Below are 26009 nucleotides of genomic sequence, written 5' to 3'. Positions count from 1 at the left end.
TTCGCGCTCTTCCTGACGCTGCCCTATTCCAAGTTCGTGCACGGCATCTACCGCTACCTCGCGCTCGTCCGCTACGCCCGCGAGCGCTTCCACCATTTCGGCGAGCCGGAAGCGAAGCTCGTCGCCGCCCCGGCCACAACCGGACAGGGCGGGCAGAGAAAGTAGCCGCTACTCCGCGAGCTTGATCCCGGCCTCCCTCAGGACCTTCGACCACTTCGCCAGATCCTGCGCCAGATCCAACGCGTATTCCGCGATGGTGCCGCCGGCGCCCGTGCGGTTGTCCACGATCACGTTCCGGCCGAGCATGGCGGCGGATCGAATCTCATCGGCCATGTCCTCCCCGGCTCGTCGTCTGGCGTCTTGCACAAGGGAGCCAGGGCGCCGCAGGCGGGAAGGACGCCGCGCCGGCGCCCCGCCTCGCGATCCTGCCTGTCGACAGATCGGATCGCGGGGTGGCATGCTGCCGACCTCCTCATCCCGACGGCGATCGTCGGCGCCGCCTGGGCGATGCAGAAGGACCAGGTCGTCCTGAGCAACCCCGGGCGGACGAGGACCCTCCCGCCTACGACGTCGAACCGGCGAAGTAGCCCGCCCACTGCCGCGCCGGCCCGGTGCCGGCGCATCATCTTCGGAGTCCGTTCAGTGCAGATCAGGTTCGATGGGCGCGTCGTTCTCGTCACAGGGGCCGCGCAGGGGATCGGCCGCGCCATGGCGAAGGCCTTCAAGGAGGCGGGCGCGCGCGTGCATCTCGCCGATCTCGACGCGGAGGGCGTCGGAGCGGTGGGCGAGGCGCTCTCCGCCCCCGTCCATGCCTGCGACCTCTCCGGCCGCGAGGCCTCGCACAAGCTCGCGGCCGACATCGTGGCGGCGGAAGGCCGGCTCGACATCCTGGCGCTCGCCGCGGGGGGCGTGCGCGGCCAGGTCGGCCGGCCGATCGAGGAGATCTCGGAGCGCGACTGGCGCGTGCTGTTCGAGGCGAATGTGGACGGCGCCTTCTGGCTCGCGCAGGCAGCCGCACCGCATCTGAGGAAGGCCGGCTGGGGCCGCATCGTGGCGATCGCGTCGGGAGCCGGGCTGCGCCCGAGCCTGACCGGCATCCAGGCCTACGCCGCCTCCAAACACGCGCTGGTGGGCCTGGTGCGCCAACTCTCCTGGGAACTCGCGCCGCTCGGCACCACCGTGAACGCGGTCGCGCCCGGGCTCATCCTCACGAACCCGGCGACGCATGCGCAATGGGAAAGCTACGGGCCCGAGGGCCAGCGGAAGGTGCTGGACGGCCTGCACACGCACCGGCTCGGCAGCCCGGAGGACATCGCGGCCGCCTCGCTGTTCCTGGCCAGCGAACAGGCCGGCTGGATCACCGGACAGGTGCTGTCGGTGGATGGGGGGCGGCTGTAGGCCGCGAACGGCTAAGCTGCACCCCAGCGCTTTTGCAGGCGCGTCCTCTTCGGATCGGGCCGCGGCTCTTGTCCGCTCTCCGCCCGGTCAGGCCGTCCAGCCACGATCGCGTCGCGCATGAGCTTCTGCCAGTTCTCGCCCGTGGCCTTGAACGCCGCGACGACGTCGGGCGCCAGGCGCACGGTCACGGGCACCATGGCCGGCTTTTTCCCCGGCCCGCGCTGGCCGGGCTTTCGCTGCGTCAGCGCGGCATAAAGCTCGGGCGGAAGAGCATCCCGCGCAGGTCGCATCTCGGCGAGTTCGGCATCGGACAATTCCGGCGCGTCATCGTCGATCAATCCGGGGTTCGGCTTGCGAGCCATGTCTTCCGCTCTCTCCGGCTTGCCTTGCGAAGCGAGATCACTCGAAACCCATCCGACGTCGGCGTGAACACGAGAAAGCAGATCATCTCGCCGAGCCGGCCAAGCGCCTGGTAGCGGGGCTCCCCGTACTCCAAACGCACATCCTGACGTACGATCGCCGTTTCGAACTCGAACAGCTCCGCCACCTCGAACGGAAGACCCCGCTCCTCGCGGTTCCTCTCGCTTTTCGCGGGATCGAAGCTGATCGCCACGATCTTTATGTACTACGAAAAGCTCGCGTGGCAAGCCTGCCGGGCGAACCCTCCCTTAAGCGGCGTTCTCCTTCGCGTAGGCCGCGACCTCGGCATGGGTGGCGAACCACACGTCCTTCGACTTGGCGTAGCGGATCAGCTCGTCGAGGATCCAGATGCGCGAGCGGTAGCCGATGATGTGCGGGTGCATCGTGAGCTGGAACAGGCCGCCCTCCTCCCAGGCGGCGTCGAACTCGCGGCGGAAGATGTCGAGCACATCCGCGGGCGGCGTATAGGGCCGCAGCGACTGGAAGCGGTGCATCATGAAATACACCGCGTCGTCGCGCACCCACTCGACCGGCAGCTCGACGATGCCGGTCTCCTCGCCGTCGAGAAGCAGCTCGTAGCAATCCTCGTCCGCCATCAGGGACGAGTCGTAGAGGAGGCCCAGCTCCTTCTCGATCGCCAGCGTGTTCGGGCTGAAATCCCATGACGGGGTGCGCAGCCCGACCGGCCGGATGCCCGTGATGCGCTCCAGCGCGTCGGCGGAGCGGAACATCAGGTCGCGCTCGGCCTCGTAGGGCAGGACCGAATTCAGCTCGTGGATCCAGCCGTGGATGCCGATCTCGTGCCCCTCGGCCACCACGCGCCGCTGCTCGTCCTCGTGCAGGAGCGCGGCGACCGCCGGCACGTAGAACGTCGCCTTGACGTCATGGCGATCGAGCAGCCCGAGGATGCGGGGCACCCCGACGCGGTTGCCGTATTGCCCCCAGGACAGGCGCCCGATCGACTTGCCGCCGTCCCGCAGCTCGTTCGTCTCGTGGTCGGCGTCGAAGGACAGCGCGACCGCGCAGCGTTTGCCGTCCTTCCAGGTCTTCGGCCGGTAGGATCGCCCGGCCCGGACATGGCCGACGATCCTGCGCCACTGCTCCTCCGGCCATTGCCAGGGCTCGCGCGGCTTCTCGATCGTCATGTCCGGTGATCCTCACGCCTGCCGGGCAGATTGGCGAGCCGCCCTGCCCTGACCGTCAACGCCGCCGGGCCGTCAATCGGCGATGCCGATGCGCTCGCGCAGCTCCAGCCACCAGCCATAGGAGGGCGGCCATTTCTGCCATTGCGGGTCGATGCCGAGCGCCTGGGCGGCATGGAGCGCCCAGTGCGGATCGGTGAGCGCCTCGCGGCCGATCGCGATGAGGTCGGCCTGACCCTTCTGCAGGATGGCCTCCGCCTGCGGCCCGTCGAGGATCACGCCGACCGCCATGGTCGGGATGCCGGTCTCGCGGCGGATCGCCTCCGCATGCGGCACCTGGAAGCCGCGCTGCAGCTTCTGCCGCTTCTTGGCGTAGTCCATGAGCGAGTTCTCGGCCCGGATGCCGCCGGACGAGCAGTCGATCAGGTCGATGCCGCGCTTGTGCAGCTCGCGCGCCAGCACGAAGGAATCCTCGATCGTCCAGCCGTCGGTCCGGTCGTCCAGGTCCCTGCGCCAGTCCACGCAGGAGATGCGGAAGAAGATCGGCTTCCCGGCCGGCCAGTTCGCGCGGACGCTCTCGGCGATCTCGAGCGCGAGCCGCATCCGGCCCCAGATGTCGCCGCCATACTCGTCCTCGCGCTTGTTCGCGACGGGCGAGAGGAAGGAATGGATCAGGTATCCGTGCGCGGCGTGGATATCGAGCACGTCGTAGCCGGCGCGGTCCACCCGGCGCGCGCCCGCGCCGTAATCCTCGACGAGCTTGCGGATCTCGTCCTTCGTCATCGCCCGCGGCCGGTGCCAGCCGGCGACGCTGGCGCTGTCGGTGGAACTCACCGGCTGCCATGGCTTCTCGCCCCTCAAGGCCTCCTTGTCGCCCAGCGGGCCGAGGCCTTCCCAGGGGCGCTGGCGGGAGGATTTCGGACCGGCATGGTGGAGCTGCGCGGCCGCCACCGCACCCTGCCGGTGCAGGAAATCGGCGAGGCGCGCGAGCGGCGGGATGTGGTCGTCTGACCAGATGCCGGCATCGCCATAGGTGTTGCGGCCGACCGGATCGACGATCAGCGCCTCCGTCATCACGGTCCCGGCGCCGCCGACGGCGAATTTCGCCAGGTGCTGGAAGTGCCAGTCCGTCAGGAGGCCGTCGGGAGCGGTCATGTACATCTGCATCGGCGCGATCACGATGCGGTTCGGGAAGGTCACGCCCCTGAGCTGATAGCGACTGAACAACATTGAGGTCGAGATGCTCGTCTGTGCGTTCACCGCACTCTCCCTGTGCCGTCCGACCGCGCGCGCGGCTTCCGCAGGCGGCCGGACATGTCCTGCTGGCGGAGGGCCGGGACGCGCCCGGCCCGGCGACCTCACTCGGCCGCGATCGGGGCGCGGCCGGGCCGGACCACGGCGGGGAGCTCGCCGAAGCGGCCGCGCACCGCCTCGTAGGCCGCATAGACGTCCTCGGCGCCTCCGCCGGCCGGAGCCGGCTCCCTGCCGATGGCCGCGAAGATCTGGTGCTTGACGAAGTAGCGCCAGGTCACCGGCACCTCCGACAGCACGTGCGTGATCGCGTCGTAGCGCGGCTTGGTCCAGGTCTTCTCGAAGGCGACGCGGCCGGGACCATGGCCGAATTCCGAGATCGTGAAGCGGCGCGAGAGCTCGCCCCGCAGCTTGGCGGTCGCAGGCTCGTCCACGGCCAGGCCGGAGGTCAGCACCACGCCGTAATTCTCGCGCGCGCTCTCGGCCGACACAAAGCCGCGGCGGACGTCGGTCGCGACGAGCTCCGCCGGACGCTCGAGCGGGCTGCCATAGCCGCCGGCACCGGGCCCTTGGATCAGGATGACGTCGCCCGGGTCGCAATGGACGACGTCCTGCGAACCGAGTTCCACGCAGCCCTCCGTACCGGGGTTCTTGGCGAAGCGCGAGACGCGCCCGGCCATGCCGCCCTGCACGCCCCAGGCCGAGAAGACCGAGCGGTCGCGGTTGCGCGCCGTGACCAGCGATTGCGGCGCGAAGAGCTGGAACTCCATCTCGGCCGCGGAGCCGCCGCGATAGCGGCCCGGGCCGCCGGAATCGGGCACGATGCCGTAGCGCCGGATCTCGATCGGTACCTCGGCCTCGTTGATCTCGACGGGCGTGTTCTTCAGGTACGACATGTTGGCGCCGCAACCTTCCGCGCCGTCCGCATAGGGGCCGCCGCCCGCGCCGCCGCCGACCGGGCCGATGGAGGCCATGACGGTCTTGCCCGCCCTGGTCGCCGTCTTCACGTTCATGATCGAGACGCCGCTCCCGGGCGAGGCGGGCAGGCGGTCGGGCCGGACGCGCGCGAAGGCCCCGATCGTGACGGTCTGGGCGAGGTTCGACATCAGGCTCCGCATGCCGACCGCCGCCGGATGCACGGCGTTCATGACCGTGCCCTCCGGCAGGATCGCGCGGCAGGGGCGCACGAGGCCGTGGTTCAGCATGATCGTCGGGTCGAGGCAGTAGAGCGCGTAGACGCAGCCGACCATCGCCAGCGAATGCCGCTCGTTGCCGCCCGTCGGCATGTTGAGGGAGGAGACGAGCTGCGGGTCCGATCCCGTATAGTCGATCGTCAGGGTGTCGCCGTGGATCCTGAGCGTGACGGCGATGCGGACCGGGTAGCCGCCGGCCTGGTCCTCGTCCGCGTAATCGGCGAAGAAATACTCGCCGTCCGGGAGGTCGCGGATCACAGCCCGGGCCTGGCTCTCGGCATAGTCGAGAAGCTGGCCGAGGCCGGAGGAGAATGCCTCCTTCCCGAAGCGGTCGATGATCTCCTGCACCTTGCGCTCGCCCACGTTGACGCAGGCGATCTGGGCGTTGAGGTCGCCCCAGTTCTGCTCCGGCAGGCGGACATTCGTCTCGACGATGCGCAGCAGGTCCTCGTTCAGCTTGCCGTCGCGCATGAGCCGCATCGGCGGGATGCGCAGGCCCTCCTGGTGCACCTCCGTCAGGCTGCGCGAGAGCGAGGCCGGCACCGCCCCGCCGACATCGGTGTTGTGGATGTGGTTGCCGACGAAGCAGACGAGTTCGCCGTCGCGGAACACGGGCTTCCAGATGTGGAGATCCGGCGCATGCGTCGCGACGAAGCCCGAATAGGGATCCGACACGCAGCAGATGTCGCCTTCCTGATAGTCGAAGCGGTCGATGACGCCGCCGTAATCGAGGCCCGTGTACCAGGTCGCCCCGAAGGTCTTGGGCGAGGCGACGGTCAGCCCCTCCTTGGTCATCACCTGGCAGGAGAAATCCTCCGTCTCCTTGACGAAGGTCGAGTGCGCCGTGCGCATCAGCGTCCAGCCCATGCTCTCGGCGGCCGCCGCGCAGTAATTCGCCAGGACCTGGAGGGTCGTGTTGTCGATCTTCATTGGACCGCTCCCGCCGCGGTGATCCGAAGGTTGGCGAAGGCGTCGACCGCGAGCGTGAAGCCCGGCGGCACGACGGTGGTGCAGTCGTCCTGAGCGACGACCGCCGGACCGTCGAGCGTCTGGCCGGGGACGAGCTCCTTGCGGTGGTACAGCCCGATCCGCCGCTTGCTGCCGTCGAGATAGACCTCGATCTCGCCGGCCCTCCTGGCCGGCCCCGGCTGCAGCTCGCGCTTGGGGATCTCCGGCTTCCTCGTCTTGCCCGAGATGACGAGGCGCACCGTCACGACCTGGATGGCGGCATGCGGGTCGGAATGGCCGTAGATGCGCTCGTGCTCGGCGTGGAAGGCACGGCCGAGCGCCTCGAGGTCGCCGGCCTCGATCGCCGCCTGGTCCAGCGGCGTGTCGATCTCGAAGGACTGGCCGCGGTAGCGCATCTCGGCCGAGTAGGAGAGCGCGTATTCGCCGCCGTAGCCCTGGTCGTCGCGCAGCCATTTCAGCGCGCGCTCGCGCAGCCCCGCGAACTCGCCGCGGATGACCTCGTCGGCGCCGGGCGCGAGGTCGAGATAGACGGTCTTGATGAAGTCGTTCTTGAGGTCGGCGATGAGCCCGCCGAGCGCGCTCAGCACGCCGGGCGTCAGCGGCACGACCACCTCCTTCATGCGCAGCTCGCGCGCCAGGAAGCAGGCCAGCATCGGGCCCGCGCCCCCGAAGGCGAGGCACGAGAACTCGCGCGGATCGACGCCGAAGCGCGAGACGAGACCCGAGACGTCGGAATACATGCCCGAGACCGCGATATCGATGATCGCCTCGGCGGTCTCCTCGACGCTCCTGCCGAGCTTATCGGCGAGTTCGCCCACGACCTCGCGCGCCTTGCCGATATCGATCTTCACGGCGTTGTAGCCGAGATCGGCATGGCCGATCAGGCCGAGCGCCACGAAGGCGTCCGTGATCGTCGCGCGCGTGCCGCCGCGGCCGTAGCAGGCCGGGCCCGGCCGCGAGCCGGCGCTCTCCGGGCCGACGCGGAGCACGCCCTGCCCGTCCACCCAGGCGATGGAGCCGCCGCCCTCGCCGATGGACGAGACGGAGACCGACGGGATGAAGATCTGGAACTCCCCGATCTTCTCGCCGACCCCGTATTGCGGCTGGCCGTCGATGATGATCGCGACGTCGGCCGAGGTGCCGCCGATATCGAGGCTCATGCAGCGCCCGATCCCGCAGACCTCCGCCACGTAGCTCGCGCCGATGACGCCGGACGCCGTGCCCGACAGGATCATCTGCACGCATTCGGTCTTGCCCTGCTCGGCGGTCATGACGCCGCCGTTGGACTTGGTGAGGCGCGGATCGGCCGCGACGCCCGCATCCTTCAGGGCCTGCTGGAGCGAGCTCAGGTAATGCGACACCCGCGGCTGCACGTAGCCGCCGATCACCGACGTGATGGTACGCTCGTATTCGCGGATGATCGGCCAGGTCTCGCTCGAGCAGAAGACCGGGAGGCCCGGCGCGACGCGCTGCACGACGGCCTTGGCCTGCCTCTCGTGCGCGTCGTTCCGGTAGGCGTGCAGGAACGAGATGACGATCCCCTCCGCGCCCGCCGCCTGCGCCCTCTTCACGGCGTCCTCGACCGCGGCCTCGTCCAGCGCCTGCTTCTCCGAGCCGTCGGCCAGGATGCGGCCCGGGATGCCGTAGACCAGGTCTCGGGTGATCAGCGGATCGGGCCGCTTGGAGAGCAGATTGTACATGTCCGGGATCTTGAGCCGGCCGAGTTCGAGGACGTCCCGGAAGCCCTCCGTCGTGAGCAGCGCGAGCCTCAGCCCCTTGCGCTGGATGACGGTGTTGATGCCGACCGTCGTGCCGTGGGTGAAATAGGTGATGTCCCTGGGGGCGATCCCGTAGCGCTCGCCGACGAGGCGGACGCCTTCCAGCACCTCGGCGCCCGGCTGGTCGGGCCGCGAGAAGACCTTCAGGCTGCGAAGATCCTTCGTCTCCTCGTCGAACAGCGCGAAGTCGGTGAAGGAGCCGCCGATATCGACGCCCACGCGATAGGTCATGAACTCAGCCTCCGGCGGGCGCCGGATCCTCTCGCGGCGCCCGGACAATGAACTCGGCGGCCGGCCTCGCGGGACGCGAGCCCGGCCCTGCCTGGCCGCTGCGGGGCGGCCCGGTCAGCGGATTTCCTTGTTCCAGATCTCCACCCACTTCGCCTGCCGCGGCGGGATGTCCTTGAAGGGCGGGAAGACGAGCTCGTCGTACTTGGTGATCTGGTGCGCGACCTTCGGGTCGAACTTCGCATCCTTGTTCGCGACGCCGTACCGGATGGCGGAGCCGAAGCAGGACTGGGCCTCCGCCGACAGCCCGAAATTGATGTAGTCGTAGGCCAGCTCGTTGGAATTCTTGATCTTCTGCACCCAGGTCATCCCGGTGACCGCGCCCGGCTCGGGATTGTAGTACTTGAACTCCTTGTTGCCCTCGTCGATGAAGGCCCAGGCCCGGCCGTCCCAGTACATGGCGACGTCGATGTCGCCGCTCTTCAGAGAGTTGAGGACCTGGTTCGGGTCGCTCCATAGCCCCATATTGCCGCTGGCCCGCATCTTCTTCACGATGTCGATGCCGGGCTGGATGTTGTCGATGTTGCCGCCGTACAGGTCGGCGAAGCGCCAGACCGAAATGGTCAGACCCGCGCTCGGATAGTTGATGTTCGGCATCGTGGCCTTCCACTTGCCGGCCAGCGTACCGTCCACGAACTCCTTCCAGGTCTTCGGCGGGTTCTTGACGGTATCGGCGTTGTAGATCAGCCCCATCGCCCCGTAGTTGTGGACGACGCCCGAGCCGTTGCCGATCGTCTGGAAATGCGGCTGGAGCTGCGCGATGTTCGGCACCTTCTCGACCGGCATCTTGTCGGCGAGGCCGCGCTCGATCGCGTCGAAGGCGTTCTCGGTCGGCAGGTAGAGCACGTCGAAAGGCGGCTTCTGCGGGCTCGCGGCGATCTGGTTCAGCCACTGCACGGGCGCGCCGAGCACGACGTCGACCGTCTTGCCCGTCTTCTTCGTCCAGGGCTCGATCGTGCATTTGCGGAGGCTCTGCTCCCAGACGCCCCCGAAGGCGCCGACGGTGAGGTCGGCCGCCGAGGCCGCTCCGGCCAGGGACACACCACAGGCGCCCGCCAGCGCCGCCATCCACCGCCGACTCGCATGCTCGCGCATTTCGTGCTCCTCTGAAGACCGAGAACCGAGGCGGGAGCCTGCGGCGGACCCGATCATTCAATATCGTGAACGCTGACGCAAGCGGCTGAAATCGGGTTTCCCGACCCGTGCGACGTTTTCCGGCCTGAAGCCGCCCCAGGACGCGCCGTCCACAGGATTTGCACCGGCAACCGGGCTGGAGGGCCGCCGCGCCCTGGCACGACGGTTGCGGAGCCTTCCCGGGAGATCGGACCCACCCCACCCGGACACCTCTTGGAAATCCGTTTTGCCCCCTCACGCAAACCCCGAGTGGACAGTCATCTGCGCGCCAGATATTCAACATACTGAACGTCGCTTGGGCAGATTTGCGACAGGATTGAACAGACGTGGCGCAGCAAGCGGTAAAGCAGCAGCAGCTCCCGGCGGCGACGGAGCAGGTCCCGGCGGCGGAACCGGTTCCGGAGGGTGCGCCTCCGAGCGTGGGCAGCGTCGTCCGGCGGTTGCGGCGCGAGAAGGGCATGTCCCTGCAGGACCTCGCCCAGGCCTCCGGCGTGTCGGTCGGCATGCTGAGCCAGGTCGAACGCGACCTGACCAATCCGTCCGTCCGCGTCGTCACGGCGATCCGCCGCGCGCTCGGCGTGGAGCTCACCGAGCTGTTCCAGGAACTGCCGAAGATCCAGCAGGATCCGGATTTCGTCCGCCGCGCCTCGCGCCGGCCGCGGCTCGAATTCGCCCAGCTCTCGAAGGAGCTTCTCTCCTCGGGCGGACATCACAACCTGCAGTTCATGATCCTGCACATCCAGCCGGGCGGCTCCTCGGGCGATTCCCCGCTCCGCTACCCGGCCGAGAAGGGCGGCATGGTGCTCTCGGGCGAGCTCGTCCTGCGCGTCGGCGAGGACGAGGCGCATCTCGGCGAGGGCGACAGCTTCGTGTTCGACAGCTCGCTGCCGCACAGCTTCCGCAATCCGCTCGACGAGGTGACGAAGGTCCTCTGGATCATCGGCGCCGTGCCGCTCGACCGGCATCTGTGAGAGCGTCGCTGTACCAGGTCCGCTTGCCCCGACACTCCCGCGCAGGAAGGCCGCAATGAGCGCATCCGTCCCACTCCGGCTCGAGGGCGTCAGCAAGAGCTTCGGCCCCGTCCAGGCCCTGAAGCCGTTCACGCTGCACGTCCGCGGCGGCGAGATGCTGGCCCTGCTCGGCCCCTCGGGCTGCGGCAAGACCACGACGCTGCGCATCATCGCCGGCTTCGAGATGCCCGATACGGGCTCCGTCTTCATCGGCGAGCGCGACGTGACGGAGCTGCCGCCGAACAAGCGCGCGCTCGGCATGGTGTTCCAGAACTACAGCCTGTTCCCGCACATGACGGTCGGCGAGAACGTGGCCTTCGGCCTGAAGATGCGCGGCGTCGGCGCGGCCGAGCGGACGGCCCGCGTGCGGCGCATGCTGGACCTCGTCCGGCTCGGATCCTTCGAGGACCGCTCCATCCACCAGCTCTCGGGCGGGCAGCAGCAGCGCATCGCGCTCGCGCGCTCGCTCGTGACCGATCCCGCGATCCTCCTGCTCGACGAGCCGCTCGGCGCGCTGGACAAGAACCTGCGCGAGCGCATGCAGTTCGAGCTCCGCGAGATCCAGAAGCGGCTCGGCATCACGTCCATCCTGGTCACGCACGACCAGGAGGAGGCTCTCACGATGAGCGACCGCGTCGCCGTGATGGCCGAGGGCGAGATCGTCCAGATCGGCACGCCGACGGAGGTCTACGACCGCCCGCGCACGCAGTTCGTGTCGGAGTTCCTGGGCACCGCGAACATCTTCTCGGGCGTGGTCACGGGCGAGGCGCAGCCCGGCGAATGGACGCTGAAGCTCGATGCGGGCGGCGGCGAGGGCCGCGTCGCGAGCGAATCCGGTCTTTCGGCCGGCCGCCGCGTACGGATCGCGGTCCGGCCCGAGCGGCTGCGGATCGGCAGCCCCGAGCCGCGCTCGCTGCCGGCCAAGGTGCGCGACGTGGTGTTCCGGGGCAGCTACTACGCCTACGAGCTCGGCATCGAGGGCCAGAGCGAGCCGATCTTCGTCTATACCCAGAGCCGGCAGGAGGTGCCGCCCGACGGCAGCGTCGGCCTGACCTGGCCGGCGAACAGCGCCATCCTCCTGCAGGACCGGCCCGCCCCATGACCTCGGAGGCGATCGCCGCGACCCCGGCCCCCGCGAGCGCGCGCCGCCGCTCGCGCGGGCGCTTCCGCCTCGCCGGCCCGAGCTGGGCCTGGCCCGTGCTCGCCTTCCTCGCGCTCTTCTTCGTCCTGCCGCTGGCCGCCAACGTCCTTCGCAGCATCACGGGACCGGAGACGGTCGCGGCGGGCCCCTTCGTCTACTACGTCAAGCTCCTGACCGACGCCTACTACGCCGGCGTCCTGTTCGAGACCTTCAAGGTCGCGATCCTCACCACGATCGCCTGCCTGATCATCGGCTACCCGGTCTCGTATTTCATGGTGCGCTATGCCGGGCGCTGGAACGCGCTGATCGTCTTCTGCCTGATCGCGCCGCTCCTCACCTCCATCATCATGCGCACCTTCGGCTGGAACGTGCTCTTCGCGCGGCGCGGGCTGATGAATACCTGGCTCGTCCAGTCCGGCCTGCTGGAGCGGCCGCTGAACATCCTGAACGAGCCGATCATGGTCTATATCGGCCTGATCCACGTCCTCGTCCCGTTCATGGTGCTGTCGATCACCTCGGTGCTGCAGGGCGTCGACGTGAGGCTCGAGGAATCCGCCCGGATCCTCGGCGCGGGCAAGCTCTCGACCTTCGTGCGCATCACGCTGCCGCTGAGCCTCGACGGGATCGCGACCGGCTGCATCCTGGTCTTCGTGCTGACCAATGGCAGCTTCCTCACCATGCTGCTGCTCGGCGGCGGCAAGGTCACGACGCTGTCGCTCCTGATCTACCAGCAGTTCAACCTCACGCAGGATGTCGGCTTCGCGGCCGCGATGGGCAACGTGCTCCTCGTCTTCGCCCTGATCTGCCTCGCCCTGCAGGCCCGCTTCGTCCGCCGCGAGGGAGTGAAGGCATGATCGAGCAGGCCACCGCCACGGTCGCAGCCCCGCCGCTGCGACGCCGCGCCCGCCGCAACCACGCGGCCTGGGCGCTCGGGCTCTACGTGGTCCTCTTCCTGGTCTTCCTGCTGCTGCCGATCGCGGCGGTGGTCTGGGTGTCGTTCTCGTCGGCGACCTTCATCGTGTTCCCGCTGCCGGGCTACAGCCTGCGCTGGTACGCCCGGATCCTGGAATACAAGCCCTTCATCGATTCGCTGATCGTCTCGATCCAGGTGGCGGTCGGCTCCGCCGTCCTGGGTGCGGGGCTCGGCGTGCCGGCGGCGCTCTGGGTGGCGCGCTCCCGCAGCGCGACCGCGGCGGCGGTCGCGAACCTCCTGCTCGCGCCGATCTCGGTGCCCGCGATCGTGCTCGGCTTCTCGCTCCTCTACCTGCTCTCCGCCATGGGGCTCGGGATCTCGTTCACGGCGCTCCTGATCACCCATACCGTGGTCGCGATCCCCTATGTGGCGCGCACGGCGCTGGCCGTGTACCGCTCGCTCCCGCCCGATTTCGAGGAGGCCGCGGCCGTGCTCGGCGCCTCGCGCTGGCAGACGCTGCGCCACGTGACGCTGCCGCTCATCCGGCCCGGCATCTTCGCGGGCGCGCTCTTCGCGATCCTCATCTCGCTCGACAACCTGCCGCTGTCCTTCTTCTTCGGCTCGTCCAGCACGAACACGCTGCCGGTGATCATGCTGAGCTACATGCAGAACCAGTTCGACCCCTCCATTGCGGCGATCTCGACGGTGCAGATGCTGATCGCGGTTGCGACGCTGCTCGTCGTCAACGCCCTCTACGGGATCGAGAAGTTCACCGCCGCCTGAGGCGGCGACGGAAGGTTTCGCCATGGCCACGACCGCGCAGCGCCCGATCAGCCCGGATCCCTACTGGTGGGAGGCCGCCCCGCTCCGGCGGCTCGAGCAGGTTCCCGTCGCGCCCAGCGCCGACGTCGTGATCGTGGGGGCGGGGTATACGGGGCTCAGCGCGGCCATCACCCTCGCCCGCGCCGGGCGCTCGGTCCTCGTCTTCGACAAGCAGCGCCCCGGCGAAGGCGCCTCGAGCCGGAACGGCGGCATCACCAGCGGCAATCTCCGCCCCAGCCTCGCGGCCATGACCAGGAAATTCGGCGAGGAGCGCGCCAAGGCGATCCTGGCCGAGTCCAAGGCCGCGCGCGAGGACCTCTACCGCTTCATCGCGGACGAGAAGATCGAATGCGACTTCAAGCTCGTGGGCCGCTTCGCCGGCGCGGCGGCGCCGGGCGATTACGAGGGGCTCGCCCGCGACGCCGACTACCTGCGCAAGACCTTCGGGATCGAGGCCTATGCCGTGCCGCGCGGCGAGCAGCGCGACGTGCTCGGCACCGACTATTATTACGGCGGCAATGTCCGGATGGATATCGGCGGGCTGCATCCGGGCAAGTTCCTGGCCGAGATGCTCCGCGTCGCCCTTTCGGCGGGCGCGACGCTCCATGCCGAGACCGCGGTCCTCGGCATCGCGCGGGACGGGGACGGCTACGAGGTCTCCACCGCCCGCGGAAAGGTGCGCGCGCGCCACGTCGTCGTGGGGACGAACGGCTACACGGACGGCTCGGACAGGTGGCTGCGCCGCCGCCTCGTCCCGATCCGCAGCCGCATCATCGCGACCGCCCCGATCTCGCCCAACCTCATGGGCGAGCTCATGCCGCGCCGGATGATGGTCTCCGACACGCGCAACCTCAGCTACTACTACCGGCCCTCGCCCGACGGGACGCGCATCCTGTTCGGCGGGCGCGACGGCACGGTCGCGGGCGAGACCGACGCGCCGACGAAGCGCCTCCGGCACATGCTCGTCGAGCTCTTCCCCGAGCTCGACGGCATCGCGATCACCCATAGCTGGTACGGCTACGTCGCCATGAACCGCGACATGGTCCCGCGCATCTTCTCGCGCGACGGGATGCGCTACGCGGCCGGCTATTGCGGCTCGGGCGTCGTCTGGGCGCGCTGGGCCGGCCGGAAGGCCGCGCTCCAGGTCCTCGGGGAGGACGGATCCTCCGCGCTCGACTTCCGGCCGCCGGCCGCGGTCCCGTTCTTCAACGGCACGCCGTGGTTCCTGCCGCCCTACATGGCCTGGCTCACCACGCAGGACAGGCTGAAGGACCGGCAGCGCCAAGGAGGGTGACTGCCGAACCGGACGGGCCGCGCCGTCCCGGAGGCGGGCGCCGGCCCGTCAGCGGTCGGCGCGATCCCGCCGGGCTGGTGGAACCAGAGCGGAATCGAACCGCCCACCTCTTCTTTCGAAGCGCTCTGCCTTGAGCTATGGCCCCATGCGCAGCGCTCGGCTTCGCGGCAGGATAGTCCGACCCGCGCCGCGGTCGACCGCATCCTTAAGGCTTGGTTAACGCCGGAGCGCGCGGCGCTCCGCTCGACCGCGCGGCCCCTCTCTGGCACAATGGGACCGCTCAGCGCCTCGGAGGTGAGCATGGGACGCCCGGCCGCGCGTGTCACCGACATCACGTCGCACGGACCCCCGCTGAACCCGGGCCCGGGCAGCCACAACGTGCTCATCGGCAAGCTGCCGGCCTGGCGCGGGCTTCCTGCCGCGGCGGCCTCGGCCCTGCAGGCGGCGCAGCAGGCGAGCGACGCCGTGATCAAGGCCGCCGAGACGGCCACGATCGCGGCGGCCGGGACGCCGGGCGCGCCCGCGGCCTATGCGGCCGAGCAGGCGGCGAAGACCGCGGCCGCGAGCGCGATGAGCTCGCTGATGAGCGGCCTCGCGGCCGGGGCCGCCGCCTCGACCGGCGGCATGGGCACGCCCGACATGCATATCTGCCCGATCCCCACCCCGGTCCCGCCGCACGGCCCGGGCTACGTCATCGACGGCTCGCAGACCGTGCTGGTCAACGGCCTGCCCCTCTGCCGGCAGGGGGACAAGGTGCTGGAAGCCCTCGGCGGGCCGGATCCGATCGCCAAGGGCGAGTTCACGGTCCTGGTCGGCGGCTGAGAGACGGCGCGCGGGAACCGACGGCCCGGCGCGCCGTTCCCCTCCCCGGGAATGATCTGAGACGTGCCCCGTCGGCCCCAGGGCCGGCGGGGCTTTTCCGTTGCCATGGCGCGATCCGAGACAGAGAAGATGCTGGCCGGCGAGCTCTATCGGCCGGACGATCCCGGGATCCAGGCGGATCTCGCGGCGAACAAGGTCTGGCTCGCCGCCTACAATGCCGCCCTCGCGGCCTCCCCCGAGGAGCGGCGGCGGCTTCTGCGCGAGCGCCTGGCCTTCGTGGGCGACGGCGCCGTGATCCGCCCGCCCTTCTTCTGCGACTACGGCTTCAACATCCGCGTCGGGCGGGGCGTGTTCCTGAACTTCAACTGCGTCATCCTCGACGTCTGCGCCGTCTCGATCGGGGAGGCGACCCAGATCGGGCCGGCCGTACAGATCTATGCGGCCGACCATCCGCGCGATCCGGCGCAGCGGGCCGAGGGGCTCGAATTCGGCCGTCCCGTCGCGATCGGCCGCAACGTCTGGGTCGGCGGCGGCGCCATCATCCTCCCCGGCGTCACGGTCGGCGACGACGCGATCATCGGCGCCGGCGCCGTCGTGACCCGCGACGTGGCGCCGGGCTCGACCGTCGCGGGCAATCCGGCGCGGCCGCGATAGCCTATGCGGCTGTTCCAAATTGACTTTCCGGCGGCCGTCGCCTAAGTCCCGGGCACAATCGAGACGAGCGAGCTTTTCAGCCGCCGACCGGTCCGGGGCACCTGGTGCTTCGCCGGAGGTCAACGCCCGACAGCGCGATGCGCCCTCGGGCGTTCTTGGCGTTTGGGTGCGCGCCCCGTCTCTGTCATGGCCGTCCTCGGGTCCAACCCGAGGATTCCCGGCCACGGCGACCCGAACGGCCCGAGCTTGTCTCGTCGCGGTCGCCGGGCCAAGCCCGGCGGTGGCGCCGGAGAGAGCAGATGGCGGATCAGGACCTGCGCATCGAGGATGCGGTGAACGAGACCTGCCCGTGGTCGGGAAAGCCGATCGCGGCGGATTCGCTCACCCGCTATGCGGGGGCGGTGGTGGGCTTCTGCAATCCGGGCTGCCGCGACAAGTTCGAGAGGGCCGTCAATCACTTCGAGGCCGCGCTGGCGAACCGCCGGCTCGAGGTTTCCATGGGCGGCACGGCCGAGTAGCATGTTCGAAGGTCTTTCCGAGAAGCTGTCGTCGATCCTCGACGGTCTGACGCGCCGCGGCGCGCTGACCGAGGAGGACGTCAACGCCGCCTTGCGCGAGGTGCGGCGCGCGCTGCTCGAGGCGGATGTCGCGCTCGAGGTGGTGCGCTCCTTCGTCGACAAGGTGCGCACGCGCGCGGTCGGCGCCGAGGTCATCAGGTCGGTGACGCCCGGCCAGATGGTTGTGAAGATCGTGCACGACCAGCTCGTCGAGATGCTGGGCTCGGATGCCGAGACGATCGACCTGAACGCCGTCCCGCCTGTGCCGATCCTGATGGTCGGCCTGCAGGGCTCGGGCAAGACGACCACGACGGCCAAGATCGCCAAGCGCCTCACGGACCGGTCGAACCGGCGCGTGCTGATGGCCTCGCTCGACACGCGCCGCCCGGCCGCCATGGAGCAGCTCGCCATCCTGGGCAAGCAGGTCGGCGTCGAGACGCTGCCGATCGTCGCCGGGCAGAGCGCGGTCCAGATCGCCCGGCGCGCGATCGAGGCGGCCCGGCTGGGCGGCTTCGACGTCGTGATGCTGGACACGGCGGGCCGCGTCACCGTGGACGAGGCCCTCATGGCCGAGGCCGCGGAGGTCAAGGCCGCGACCAACGCTCACGAGGTGCTGCTCGTCGCCGATGCTCTCACCGGCCAGGACGCCGTCAATACGGCGCGCGCCTTCGACGGGCGCATCGGCGTGACCGGCATCGTGCTGACCCGCATGGACGGCGACGCCCGCGGCGGCGCCGCCCTCTCCATGCGGGCCGTCACCGGCCGGCCGATCAAGCTCGTCGGCACGGGCGAGAAGGTCGATGCGCTGGAGGAGTTTCACCCCGGCCGGGTCGCCAACCGCATCCTCGGCATGGGGGACGTGGTGTCGCTCGTCGAGCGGGCGGCCGAGACGATCGACGCCGCCAAGGCGCAGAAGATCGCCGACAAGATGCGTCGGGGGAAGTTCGACCTCGACGACCTCTCCGAGCAGCTCGCCCAGGTCGAGCGCATGGGCGGCATGGGCGGCCTCATGGGCATGCTGCCCGGCATGGGCAAGATCAAGAACCAGATCGCGGAGGCGGGGCTCGGCGACGGCATGGTGAAGCGCCAGCGCGCCATCATCTCGTCCATGACCAAGGCCGAGCGGGCCAACCCGGACATCCTGAAGGCCTCGCGCAAGAAGCGCATCGCGGCCGGCTCCGGCACCAAGGTCGAGGAGGTCAACAAGCTCCTCAAGATGCACCGCCAGATGGCCGACGTCATGAAGATGATGGGCGGCGGCAAGGGCAAGGGCCTCTCCGGCATGCTCGGCCGGATGATGGGCATCGGCGGCGGCGGGATGGGCGGCATGCCGCAGCCGACGCCGGAGATGATGGCGGAGCTGGAAAGGAAGATGGGCGGGGCGGGCGGCATGCCCGGTCTGCCCGGGGGCAAGATGCCCCAGCTCCCGCCCGGCCTCGGCGGCCCCGGCGGCATGCCCAAGCTTCCCGGCCTCGGCGGGCCCGGCATGCCGAAGCTGCCCGGCCTCGGCGGCTTCCCGCTCGGGGGAGGCAAGAAGAAGTGACGGCGCTCGCGCCGTCATGCCCGGGCTTGGCCCGAGCATCCACGCAAGCAGCAGACAAGATCGTGGATGGCCGGGACAAGCCCGGCCAAGACAAACCTGAGTTAGGAGAAGAACCGTGTCCCTGAAGATCCGTCTCGCCCGCGGCGGCGCCAAGAAGCGCCCGTATTACCGCATCGTCATCGCCGATTCGCGCTCCCCGCGCGACGGCCGCTTCATCGAGAAGGTCGGCACCTACGATCCGATGAAGCCGAAGGACGATCCGGCCCGCATCACGCTCGAGACCGAGAAGGTCCAGGCCTGGCTCGCCAAGGGCGCGCAGCCGACCGACCGCGTGCTCCGCTTCCTCGACGCGGCCGGCCTCGCCAAGCGCCCGCCGCGCAACAACCCGCAGAAGGGGCAGCCCGGCAAGAAGGCCCAGGAGCTCGCCAATGCGCGCGAGCTGAAGGCCAAGGCGGCGGCCGCCATGGCCGCGGCCGGCGGCGAGGCGGGCGAGCCCGCAGCGTAGCCGCGCCATGGCCCGCGGGCCGCGGCGTCCCGCCTCCGGGCGGAACCAGGGTGCGGGGGCGCCGGACGCGTCCCTGCAGAAGGACCTCGTCCTCATGGGCGAGTTCGGGCGCGCGCACGGCCTGAAGGGCGAGGTGCGGCTGAAGTCGCATACGGGCGACCCGCTCGCCATCGCGTCCTACGGCCCGCTCCGGACCGCCGACGGGCGGAGCGTCACGCTCCGTTCCGTCCGGCAGGCCGCGGGCGACCAGCCCGACCTCCTCGTCGCGCAGGTCGAGGGCGTCGGGACCCGCGAGGCCGCCGAGGCGCTGAACCGGGTCGGGCTCTATCTCCCGCGCGAAAGGCTCGGCGAGCCGGAAGGGGAGGACGAGTATTTCCTCGCCGACCTGATCGGGCTTGCCGTCCGGTCGGAGGCCGGCGAGACGGTCGGCACGGTCGTGGCCGTGCCGAATTACGGCGGCGGCGACCTCCTTGAGATCGCGCCGCCGCGCGGGCCGACGATCCTGGTGCCCTTCATGAAGGATTTCGTGCCGGCCGTGGATCTCGAAGGCGGCTTCGTCACCGTCGCGGAGGGCGCGCTCTCTCCCGGCGAGGTGGCGGAACCCGAGAGCGCGGAGGAAGCCGGCCCGTGACGATCCGCTGCGAGACCACGGCCCTGTGACCTGGCGCGCCACCGTCCTGACGCTCTTTCCGGAGATGTTTCCGGGTCCGCTCGGGCTCTCGCTGGCGGGGGACGCGCTCGGCGCTGGACGCTGGTCGCTGGAGGCCCGGCAGATCCGCGAGCACGGGATCGGCCGGCACCGGCGCGTGGACGACACCCCGGCGGGCGGCGGGCCGGGCATGGTGATGCGCCCCGATGTCGTCGCGGCCGCACTGGACGCCGCCTCTCCGGCCGATGATCCCCGTCCCCGCCTCCTGATGTCGCCGCGCGGAAAACCGCTGAACCAGGCCCGCGTGCGCGAGCTCGCGGCCGGGCCCGGACTGGTCGTCGTCTGCGGCCGGTTCGAGGGCGTCGACGAGCGCGCGATCGAGGCGCGCGCGCTGGAGGAGGTCTCGATCGGCGACTACGTGCTGTCGGGCGGCGAGATCGCGGCGCTGGCGCTGCTCGATTCCTGCATCCGCCTGCTGCCGGGCGTGATGGGCGCGGCGGCATCGGAGACGGAGGAGAGCTTCGAGGCCGGGCTCCTCGAATATCCGCAATATACCCGTCCGCGCGAATGGGAGGGGCGGGTCATCCCCGACGTCCTGCTCGGGGGCAACCATGCCGCGATCGCGCGCTGGCGCCGCGCCGAGGCCGAGCGCATCACGCGCGAGCGCCGGCCCGATTTGCTGAATCGCCCGCGGAGCTGAGCCGAGGGCGATTCAGGCGAAGCGCCGCGCTCCGGCCACGCACATGACGACCAGGGCCGTGACGGCGATCATCGCACCGTCGATCGGCTCCCCGAGGAGAAGACCGGCAAGTCCCAGCCCGAGGAACGGCTGGAGCAGTTGCAGTTGCCCGACGCCCGCGATGCCGCCGAGCGCCAAGCCGCGATACCAGAACACGAATCCCACCAGCATGCTGAAGACGGACACATAGGCCAGCCCTGCCCAGGCGGGCGGGGCGACGGCGCCCAGCCTCTCAGGCAGCGTGAGGAGGGCTATGGGCGCCATGGCGGGCAGCGACAGCAGCAGCGCCCAGGAGATCACCTGCCAGCCGCCAAGCCGCCGCGACAGGACTGCGCCTTCGGCGTAGCCGAGGCCGCAAACCAGGATCGCCGCCAGCATCAGGATATCTCCCTGGAGGGAAGCCTCCCCGCCCTGCGAGAGCGCAAAGCCCGCCACGAGCAGGCTGCCGGCAAGCGAGTACAGCCAGAAGACCGGCTTCGGCCTCTCCCGGCCGCGCAGCACGCCGAAGATCGCGGTCGCGACGGGCAGCAGCCCGATGAAGACGATGGACCGTGCCGAGGTGATGTACTGGAGGGCCAGGGCGGTCAGGAGCGGGAATCCGACCACGACGCCGAGCCCGACGATGGCGAGCGATGCGAGATCGCTCCTGGCCGGACGATCCTGCCTCAGGACGAGCAGGAGCGCAGCGGCGAGGAGCGCCGCGATCGAGGCGCGCGCGGAGGTGAGGAAAAGCGGCGGCAGCCCACCCACCGCCACTCGCGTTGCCGGAAGGGAGGCGCTGAAGATGATCACGCCGAGCAGCCCGCTGCCCCAGCCTTTCGTCGACCGCCCCATCGCCATCCCTCCTCCGGCGCAGCTAATGGATCGCGGTCACGCCCGACAGGCACACTTCCCATACGGTTCGAGGAAACTGTATGGCTCGCGGACCCAGAACGGTCGGCTGTTCGAGATGGTCGGAAGCGCGAAGACCCGTACGGCCGCAATCATGGACGAGATCCGCGGCAAGCTGGCAGGCCGCGCCCTCGGGCCCGGCGAGAAGCTGCCGTCCATCCGACGCTTCGCGGCCGTGATGGGGGTTTCTCCGTCCACCGTCGTCGAAGCCTACGACCGCCTTGCCGCCGAGGGCACGATCGTCTCGCGGCCCGGCTCCGGCTTCTACGTTTCCCGAAGCGCCCCGTCCCTCGCTATCGCCGAGGTCGAGCCGCGGCGCGACATGGCGGTCGATCCGTTATGGGTCTCGCGCCAATCGCTCGACGCGGGCACGGACGTTCTGAAGCTGGGATGCGGCTGGCTGCCCTCCGGCTGGATGCCCAACGCCGCCATTCGCCGCGCCGCGCGGGGACTGGCCAAGGCCGACGACGTCGTGCTGGCGGATTACGGCAACACGCGAGGCTCGCTGCCGCTGCGCCGGCTCCTCGCCCGGCAATTCGCAGCCGAAGGGCTCGATCTCCGGCCCAGTCAGCTCCTCCTGACATCGTCAGGTACTCAGGCGATAGACCTGATCTGCCGCCTGCTGCTTCGCCCGGGAGACCGGGTGCTGGTGGACGATCCCTGCTACTTCAATTTCCAGGCCTTGCTGCGCGTTCACCAGGTGCGGATCGTCGGCGTTCCGTTCACGCCGACCGGGCCGGACCCGTCGCTCTTCTCCGAGGCGCTCGCCGCGCACCGGCCGCGCCTCTACATCACCAACTCCGCCCTCCACAACCCGACCGGGGCGACGCTTTCTCCGCAGACGGCGCACCGCATTCTCAACGCCGCGGCGGCTCACGACCTCACCATCGTGGAGGACGACATCTTCGCCGACCTCGAACCCGAACCCTCGCCCCGGCTCGCCGCTCTCGACGGCCTCTCCCGCGTGATCCGGATCGGCAGCTTCTCCAAGACGCTCTCGGCATCGGTCCGGTGCGGCTATGTCGCGGCGCGGTCGGACTGGATCGAAGCGCTGGTCGATCTGCAGGTCGCGACGAGCTTCGGCGGGCCGAGTCCCGTCGCGGCGGAACTCGTATACGCCACGCTGAGCGACGGGAGCTACCGCAAGCACCTGGATGCGCTCCGGCGGCGCCTGTCGAAGGCCCGCCGGGAGGCTGCGGGGAAGCTGGAACGCCTCGGGATCCGGCCTTGGCTGATGCCGCGCGGCGGCTTCTATCTGTGGTGCGAACTCCCCGAAGGCCTGGACGCGGCGGAGCTTGCCCGTGCGGCCCTGCGCGAAAAGCTCGTGCTCGCGCCCGGGGACGTGTTCAGTCCCTCTCGGTCAGCCGGCGGTTTCATGCGGTTCAACGTCGCGCAGATGTCTGACCCTCGGGCTATCGCCCTCCTGTCGCGCGCCATGGATGGAGCGGATCGGTAGCGCAGCGCCGGCCTCTGCGTCATGCCGGAGCCACGCACGTTCCGGTTCGGCGCGGCGGTTGCATCCGGGGCTGCATCGCCGGTTGACCGCAGCCGGCCCTGAGCGTTCAGTTTCGATCGGAAGCCCGGAGACCCGGCGAAAGGAAGGCCGCATGCCCGTCATCAATCGCGTCGCGGATCTCGCGGACGAGGTCACGGAATGGCGCCGCGACATGCACGCCCATCCGGAGCTGCTCTACGACGTGCACCGCACCGCGGCGCTGGTCGCCGACAAGCTGCGCGCCTTCGGCTGCGACGAGGTGGTGACCGGGATCGGCCGCACGGGCGTGGTCGGGATCATCAAGGGGCGCCGCGGCGGCGGCGGCAAGGTCATCGGGCTGCGGGCGGACATGGATGCGCTTCCCATCGAGGAGGAGACGAACGCGCCCTACAGGTCGAAGACCCCCGGCCTCATGCATGCCTGCGGGCATGACGGCCACACCGCCATGCTGCTCGGCGCCGCCAAGTACCTCGCCGAGACCCGCAATTTCGACGGCACGGCGGTTATGATCTTCCAGCCGGCCGAGGAGGGAGGAGGCGGCGGCGACGCCATGGTGAAGGACGGGCTCATGACCCGGTTCGGGATCCAGGAAGTCTACGGCCTGCACAACTGGCCCGGCCATCCCGTCGGCGCCTTCGCCATCCGGTCCGGCCCGGTCATGGCGGCTGCCGACCGGTTCACGATCCGGGTCGAAGGCCGCGGCGGCCACGCCGCCCATCCGCATAAATGCGTCGACACCCTCCTCGTGGCCGCGCAGATCGTCGTGGCGCTGCAATCGGTCGCCGCGCGCAACGTCGACCCGCTCGAATCCGCAGTGGTCTCCGTCTGCTCGTTCAAGTCGGGCGACACCTACAACGTCATCCCGCAGCACGCGACGCTGCTCGGCACGGTGCGGACGCTGAAGCCCGAGGTGCAGGACCTCGTGGAGGCGCGCATCTCGGAGATCGCCGGGAGCGTCGCGGCCGCCTTCGGGGCGACCGCGGCCGTCGACTATGCGCGCGGCTATCCGGTCACCTTCAACCATCCCGAGCAGACCGAGTTCATGGCGAAAGTGGCCGAGACGGTCGGCACGGGCGTGAAGCGGGACGTGCCGCCGCAGATGGGCGCGGAAGATTTCTCCTACATGCTCCAGGAGCGGCCCGGCGCCTACATCTTCCTCGGCAACGGCGATTCGGCGCAGTGCCACCATCCGGCCTACGACTTCAACGACAACGCCATCCCGTACGGGGTCTCGCTCTGGGCCAGGATCATCGAGGAGCGCATGCCGGCCGCGGCCTGAGCGGGATTCAGGAGCGGCGCCGCGCCCTGCCCTGGGCGCCGCGCCAGGCCGCCTCGAGAATGGAGGCGAGCTCGTCCGCACCGAGCGCCGCGAGCGTGACCGTGGTCCAGCCCTGCCTGCCCCAGGCATTCGGGACCGGCGCGAGCGCCCCGGGATGAAGCAGGCACCTGAATTCCTGCTCCTCTGGCGAGAGCCGGACATTGGCCGTGAGCCCGTCGGCCGGCACGGTCGCGTAGATGCGGGCGACCCTGAACGCCGTGCGGTCGAAATGCGGTGCCTCGCTCGTTCCCGCGAGGGAGAGGGCGATCCGGCGCAGATCCGCTTCGGTGCTCACGGCGAGGGAGCCGAGCCGGGTCTCATCCGGCGGGCGTGATGCCGGGGACCGCGCCCGGCCGCATCGCCCTAGCCGGGCGATGGGCCATGATGGTCACGCCCCAGAGCACGACCCCAATGCCGAGCAGGATGCCGGCGATCGCGTACTGGGTCGGATCGCGGCCTGTCCAGGGCCCGGCCAGGAACGCGCAGGTGAGCGCGCCGAGGACGGGCAGGATGGTCGGCGTGCGGAAATGCTCATGCTCCACCCGGTCGCGCCGAAGCACTAGCACCGCCACGTTGACCACGGTGAAGACGCATAGCAGCAGCAGCGCGGTCGTGCCGCCGAGCGCCGGCACCGCGCCCACGAAGGTGATGAGCCCGAAGGCGAGCAGGCTCGTGAAGCCGATCGCCACATAGGGCGTGCGCCGCGCCGCATGCACCCGCCCGAGCGCGGGCGGCAGCACGCCTTCCCGGCTCATGCCGTAGACGAGCCGGCTCGCCATCAGCATGTTGATGAGGGCGCTGTTGGCGACGGCGAACATCGTGATGAAGGCGAAGATGCCGATCGGGAAGCCGGGCGCGCCGGCCTGGACGACCTGGAGGAGCGGCGTCTCGCCCTCGCCGAGCGCCTCGGGCGCGACGAGCGTCACGGCCGAGATCGAGACGAGCACGTAGATCACGCCCGTGATGAAGAGCCCCGCGAGCAGCACCTTCGGGAAGATGCGGGTCGGCTCCTTGCATTCCTCGGCCATGTTCACGGCGTCCTCGAACCCGACCATGGCGAAGAAGGCGAGCGTGGTGGCCGCGATCACGGGCCAGAACAGGCCGGCATCGCCGGGAGTGCGGAACTCGGTGACGCGCGAGACATCGCCCTGCCCGGCCCCGATCGCCCAGAGCCCGACCGCGATCACGATGAGAAGGCCGGTCAGCTCGACGCAGGTGAGGAGCACGTTCAGCCGCAGGCTCTCGCCGACGCCGCGGAAATTGACGATCGCGACCGCCGCCATGAAGGCGAGGCCGATCAGGGTCACCGCGTAGGCGCCCGTCCCGAACCCGAAGGCGGCCGCGAAATTCGCCGCGAAGGCTCGCGAGGCGGTCGAGGCCGAGGTGATGCCGGAGCACATCACCGCGAAGGCCACGATGAAGGTGACGAAATGGACGCCGAAGGCCCTGTGGACATAGAGGGCGGCGCCGGCGGCGCGCGGGTACTTGGTGACGAGTTCCAGGTAGCTGAACGCCGTCAGCAGGGCGACCACGAAGGCCACCACGAAGGGGAGCCACACCGCCCCGCCGACCTGCTTCGCGACCTGGCCGGTGAGCGCGTAGATGCCGGTGCCCAGGATGTCGCCGACGATGAAGAGCAGGAGGAGCCAGGGCCCGATCACGCGGTGCAGGCCGGGCTCGTCCTGGTGTGGCGCCGAAGAGGTGCCCTCGCGCTCCGCTGCCATCCCGTCCTCCCTCCGGCACCGTTCTGGCCGGTCCGCCCGAAAGGTCAACGCGGAACGAACGATTCCGCTTCAGCGATCCGCCCGAGATCGCTCGCGGGAGCCTCGGTTATGGGACGTGCTTAGGTTGCGGCGAGCGGCCGGTCCGGTCAAGAACGCCGCCCGTGCCGGGGAAGGACGGCGCGTACCTGCCCGCCGCCTCCCGCTCATGCCGACGAAGCGGGAAGATGCGCGCTTACCTAAGCCGCCTTCTCCTTCAGCACGCCGCGGCGGATCTGGTCCTCCTCGATCGATTCGAAGAGCGCCTTGAAGTTGCCCTCGCCGAAGCCCTCGTCGCCCTTGCGCTGGATGAACTCGAAGAA

The 26009-nt window shown here is 69.9% G+C and carries 26 protein-coding genes, 1 tRNA gene and 1 pseudogene; 15 read left to right on the top strand and 13 right to left on the bottom strand.

What is annotated here, in order from left to right; translation table 11 throughout:
* Window positions 1-168: 168 nt before the first annotated feature.
* The gene (locus HJG44_RS23200) at window positions 169-333 is read right to left on the bottom strand and encodes a hypothetical protein (RefSeq protein ID WP_171220787.1); all 165 of its coding nucleotides are present in this window, start codon (window positions 331-333) and stop codon (window positions 169-171) included.
* Between the two features lie 309 nt (window positions 334-642).
* On the opposite strand from HJG44_RS23200, the gene HJG44_RS23195 reads away from it, so the two are divergent.
* Entirely contained in the window at window positions 643-1398 is a 756-nt protein-coding gene (locus tag HJG44_RS23195) for an SDR family oxidoreductase (protein WP_171220786.1), read from the top strand.
* An 11-nt stretch (window positions 1399-1409) separates the two neighbouring features.
* On the opposite strand, the gene HJG44_RS23190 is transcribed toward HJG44_RS23195, so the two are convergent.
* The 7 genes from HJG44_RS23190 to HJG44_RS23160 all read right to left on the bottom strand — a co-directional run bounded on the left by HJG44_RS23190 (window position 1410) and on the right by HJG44_RS23160 (window position 9534).
* Window positions 1410-1760 (bottom strand): BrnA antitoxin family protein, encoded by a 351-nt coding sequence (locus tag HJG44_RS23190; protein ID WP_171220785.1) that lies wholly within the window; start codon window positions 1758-1760, stop codon window positions 1410-1412.
* Window positions 1733-2011 carry a BrnT family toxin gene (locus HJG44_RS23185; protein WP_171220784.1) on the bottom strand — a complete coding sequence of 93 codons (279 nt, stop codon included), beginning with the start codon at window positions 2009-2011 and terminating at the stop codon, window positions 1733-1735. The genes HJG44_RS23190 and HJG44_RS23185 overlap by 28 nt, the downstream gene beginning before the upstream one ends.
* 55 nt (window positions 2012-2066) lie before the next feature.
* Window positions 2067-2963, bottom strand: coding sequence for a polysaccharide deacetylase family protein (locus HJG44_RS23180; RefSeq protein WP_171220783.1), 897 nt, complete (start codon window positions 2961-2963; stop codon window positions 2067-2069).
* Between the two features lie 72 nt (window positions 2964-3035).
* Window positions 3036-4190 carry an NADH:flavin oxidoreductase/NADH oxidase gene (locus HJG44_RS23175; RefSeq protein ID WP_171220782.1) on the bottom strand — a complete coding sequence of 385 codons (1155 nt, stop codon included), beginning with the start codon at window positions 4188-4190 and terminating at the stop codon, window positions 3036-3038.
* 128 nt (window positions 4191-4318) lie between these two features.
* Window positions 4319-6334, bottom strand: coding sequence for a hydantoinase B/oxoprolinase family protein (locus tag HJG44_RS23170; RefSeq protein WP_171220781.1), 2016 nt, complete (start codon window positions 6332-6334; stop codon window positions 4319-4321).
* Window positions 6331-8382: a hydantoinase/oxoprolinase family protein gene (locus HJG44_RS23165; protein WP_171220780.1), complete on the bottom strand. Its 2052-nt coding sequence runs from the start codon at window positions 8380-8382 to the stop codon at window positions 6331-6333. The genes HJG44_RS23170 and HJG44_RS23165 overlap by 4 nt, the downstream gene beginning before the upstream one ends.
* A 114-nt stretch (window positions 8383-8496) precedes the next feature.
* Window positions 8497-9534 carry an extracellular solute-binding protein gene (locus HJG44_RS23160; RefSeq protein WP_171220779.1) on the bottom strand — a complete coding sequence of 346 codons (1038 nt, stop codon included), beginning with the start codon at window positions 9532-9534 and terminating at the stop codon, window positions 8497-8499.
* Window positions 9535-9899: 365 nt separating this feature from the next.
* Between HJG44_RS23160 and HJG44_RS24330 the strand changes: the two genes are divergently transcribed.
* From HJG44_RS24330 to HJG44_RS23135, 5 genes are read left to right on the top strand one after another with little or no spacing between them, the layout of a single operon-like run.
* Window positions 9900-10544, top strand: coding sequence for a cupin domain-containing protein (locus tag HJG44_RS24330; RefSeq protein ID WP_210261312.1), 645 nt, complete (start codon window positions 9900-9902; stop codon window positions 10542-10544).
* Window positions 10545-10599: 55 nt separating this feature from the next.
* Entirely contained in the window at window positions 10600-11685 is a 1086-nt protein-coding gene (locus HJG44_RS23150) for an ABC transporter ATP-binding protein (RefSeq protein ID WP_171220777.1), read from the top strand.
* The gene (locus tag HJG44_RS23145; protein ID WP_171220776.1) at window positions 11682-12578 is read left to right on the top strand and encodes an ABC transporter permease; all 897 of its coding nucleotides are present in this window, start codon (window positions 11682-11684) and stop codon (window positions 12576-12578) included. Before HJG44_RS23150 ends, HJG44_RS23145 begins: the two co-directional genes overlap by 4 nt.
* The gene (locus tag HJG44_RS23140) at window positions 12575-13420 is read left to right on the top strand and encodes an ABC transporter permease (protein ID WP_171220775.1); all 846 of its coding nucleotides are present in this window, start codon (window positions 12575-12577) and stop codon (window positions 13418-13420) included. The genes HJG44_RS23145 and HJG44_RS23140 overlap by 4 nt, the downstream gene beginning before the upstream one ends.
* Window positions 13421-13442: 22 nt before the next feature.
* The gene (locus HJG44_RS23135; protein WP_171220774.1) at window positions 13443-14753 is read left to right on the top strand and encodes an NAD(P)/FAD-dependent oxidoreductase; all 1311 of its coding nucleotides are present in this window, start codon (window positions 13443-13445) and stop codon (window positions 14751-14753) included.
* 75 nt (window positions 14754-14828) lie between these two features.
* Here the strand turns inward: HJG44_RS23135 and HJG44_RS23130 are convergent.
* Window positions 14829-14898: transfer RNA gene (locus tag HJG44_RS23130), tRNA-OTHER, on the bottom strand.
* A gap of 155 nt (window positions 14899-15053) precedes the next feature.
* Between HJG44_RS23130 and HJG44_RS23125 the strand changes: the two genes are divergently transcribed.
* The 7 genes from HJG44_RS23125 (at window position 15054) to trmD (ending at window position 20183) form a co-directional block, all read left to right on the top strand.
* Window positions 15054-15575, top strand: a complete 522-nt coding sequence (locus tag HJG44_RS23125; protein WP_171220773.1) for a PAAR domain-containing protein — start codon at window positions 15054-15056, stop codon at window positions 15573-15575.
* A 105-nt stretch (window positions 15576-15680) separates the two neighbouring features.
* The gene (locus HJG44_RS23120; protein ID WP_171220772.1) at window positions 15681-16229 is read left to right on the top strand and encodes a maltose acetyltransferase domain-containing protein; all 549 of its coding nucleotides are present in this window, start codon (window positions 15681-15683) and stop codon (window positions 16227-16229) included.
* A 299-nt stretch (window positions 16230-16528) separates the two neighbouring features.
* Window positions 16529-16747, top strand: a complete 219-nt coding sequence (locus HJG44_RS23115; protein WP_171220771.1) for an eL24 family ribosomal protein — start codon at window positions 16529-16531, stop codon at window positions 16745-16747.
* 1 nt (window position 16748) lies between these two features.
* Window positions 16749-18329 (top strand): signal recognition particle protein, encoded by a 1581-nt coding sequence (ffh, locus tag HJG44_RS23110; RefSeq protein ID WP_171220770.1) that lies wholly within the window; start codon window positions 16749-16751, stop codon window positions 18327-18329.
* A 115-nt stretch (window positions 18330-18444) separates the two neighbouring features.
* On the top strand, window positions 18445-18834 hold the full coding sequence (gene rpsP / locus HJG44_RS23105; protein WP_171220769.1) for a 30S ribosomal protein S16: 390 nt from the start codon (window positions 18445-18447) through the stop codon (window positions 18832-18834).
* 7 nt (window positions 18835-18841) lie between these two features.
* The gene (rimM, locus tag HJG44_RS23100; RefSeq protein WP_171220768.1) at window positions 18842-19465 is read left to right on the top strand and encodes a ribosome maturation factor RimM; all 624 of its coding nucleotides are present in this window, start codon (window positions 18842-18844) and stop codon (window positions 19463-19465) included.
* A 25-nt stretch (window positions 19466-19490) separates the two neighbouring features.
* Entirely contained in the window at window positions 19491-20183 is a 693-nt protein-coding gene (gene trmD, locus HJG44_RS23095; RefSeq protein WP_346767246.1) for a tRNA (guanosine(37)-N1)-methyltransferase TrmD, read from the top strand.
* A gap of 12 nt (window positions 20184-20195) precedes the next feature.
* Here the strand turns inward: trmD and HJG44_RS23090 are convergent, their stop codons facing one another.
* Window positions 20196-21056, bottom strand: a complete 861-nt coding sequence (locus HJG44_RS23090) for a DMT family transporter (RefSeq protein WP_171220791.1) — start codon at window positions 21054-21056, stop codon at window positions 20196-20198.
* A gap of 115 nt (window positions 21057-21171) precedes the next feature.
* Here HJG44_RS23090 and HJG44_RS23085 point away from each other — a divergent pair, with 115 nt between their 5' ends.
* Window positions 21172-22569 (top strand): aminotransferase-like domain-containing protein, encoded by a 1398-nt coding sequence (locus HJG44_RS23085; protein WP_246736456.1) that lies wholly within the window; start codon window positions 21172-21174, stop codon window positions 22567-22569.
* Between the two features lie 151 nt (window positions 22570-22720).
* On the top strand, window positions 22721-23887 hold the full coding sequence (locus HJG44_RS23080; RefSeq protein WP_171220767.1) for a M20 aminoacylase family protein: 1167 nt from the start codon (window positions 22721-22723) through the stop codon (window positions 23885-23887).
* Window positions 23888-23894: 7 nt separating this feature from the next.
* Here the strand turns inward: HJG44_RS23080 and HJG44_RS23075 are convergent, their stop codons facing one another.
* The 3 genes and pseudogenes from HJG44_RS23075 to HJG44_RS23065 form a co-directional block, all read right to left on the bottom strand.
* Window positions 23895-24221 (bottom strand): MmcQ/YjbR family DNA-binding protein, encoded by a 327-nt coding sequence (locus tag HJG44_RS23075; protein WP_171220766.1) that lies wholly within the window; start codon window positions 24219-24221, stop codon window positions 23895-23897.
* Between the two features lie 22 nt (window positions 24222-24243).
* Entirely contained in the window at window positions 24244-25650 is a 1407-nt protein-coding gene (locus tag HJG44_RS23070; protein ID WP_171220765.1) for an APC family permease, read from the bottom strand.
* Between the two features lie 236 nt (window positions 25651-25886).
* Window positions 25887-26009 (bottom strand): annotated as a pseudogene (locus HJG44_RS23065) (4-hydroxyphenylpyruvate dioxygenase); the annotation flags it as partial.

The sequence above is a fragment of the Enterovirga aerilata genome, from assembly GCF_013044135.1.
GTDB lineage: Bacteria > Pseudomonadota > Alphaproteobacteria > Rhizobiales > Beijerinckiaceae > Enterovirga > Enterovirga aerilata.
The sequence above is the reverse complement of the archived record's forward strand: the minus strand, read 5'-3'. Positions and strand labels throughout refer to the sequence as shown.